This is a genomic window from Hydrogenophaga pseudoflava (assembly GCF_031020795.1).
GTDB lineage: Bacteria > Pseudomonadota > Gammaproteobacteria > Burkholderiales > Burkholderiaceae_C > Hydrogenophaga > Hydrogenophaga pseudoflava_A.
Genome location: NZ_JAVHJP010000019.1, coordinates 1 through 1137 on the forward strand (window position 1 = coordinate 1; position 1137 = coordinate 1137).

General features: G+C 64.9%; 1 protein-coding gene. It reads right to left on the bottom strand.

Annotation, left to right across the window (positions count from 1 at the left end; translation table 11 throughout):
* Positions 1–1137 (bottom strand): elongation factor Tu (tuf, locus tag RCO38_RS24205; protein WP_308331154.1); only part of this gene is annotated, 1137 nt, incomplete at its 5' end.

Sequence of the window (1137 nt, forward strand, 5' to 3'; positions counted from 1 at the left end):
TTACGCAATGATCTTGGCCACGACGCCGGCGCCGACGGTGCGACCGCCTTCACGGATGGCGAAGCGCAGACCTTCTTCCATGGCGATCGGGGCGATCAGCTTGACGGTGATCGACACGTTGTCGCCAGGCATCACCATTTCCTTGCCCTCGGGCAGCTCGATGGCGCCGGTCACGTCCGTGGTGCGGAAGTAGAACTGCGGGCGGTAGTTGTTGAAGAACGGCGTGTGACGGCCACCCTCGTCCTTGGACAGCACATACACCTCACCGGTGAAGTGCGTGTGCGGCTTGATGGAGCCGGGCTTGCACAGCACCTGGCCGCGCTGCACTTCTTCGCGCTTGGTGCCGCGCAGCAGGATACCGACGTTGTCGCCAGCCTGACCCTGGTCCAGCAGCTTGCGGAACATTTCCACACCGGTGCAGGTGGTCTTCTGGGTGGCAGCGATACCGACGATCTCGATTTCTTCGCCGACCTTGATGATGCCGCGCTCGATACGGCCGGTCACCACGGTGCCGCGACCGGAGATGGAGAACACGTCTTCCACGGGCATCAGGAAGGCGCCGTCCACCGCGCGCTCAGGCGTGGGGATGTAGCTGTCCAGCGCATCGGCCAGGCGCATGATGGCCTGCTCGCCCAGGTCGCCCTTGTCGCCTTCCAGCGCCAGCTTGGCCGAACCCTTGACGATGGGGGTGTCGTCGCCGGGGAAGTCGTACTTGGAGAGCAGCTCGCGCACTTCCATTTCGACCAGTTCCAGCAGCTCGGCGTCGTCCACCATGTCGCACTTGTTCAGGAACACGATGATGTAGGGCACGCCCACCTGGCGGGCCAGCAGGATGTGCTCGCGGGTCTGGGGCATCGGGCCGTCAGCGGCCGAGCACACCAGGATGGCGCCGTCCATCTGGGCGGCACCGGTGATCATGTTCTTGACGTAGTCGGCGTGGCCGGGGCAGTCCACGTGGGCGTAGTGGCGGTTGGCCGTCTCGTATTCCACGTGCGCGGTGTTGATGGTGATGCCGCGGGCCTTCTCTTCGGGAGCCGCGTCGATCTGGTCATAGGCCTTGGCGGCGCCACCGAACTTGGCAGCCAGCACCGTGGTGATGGCAGCCGTCAGGGTGGTCTTGCCGTGGTCCACGTGACC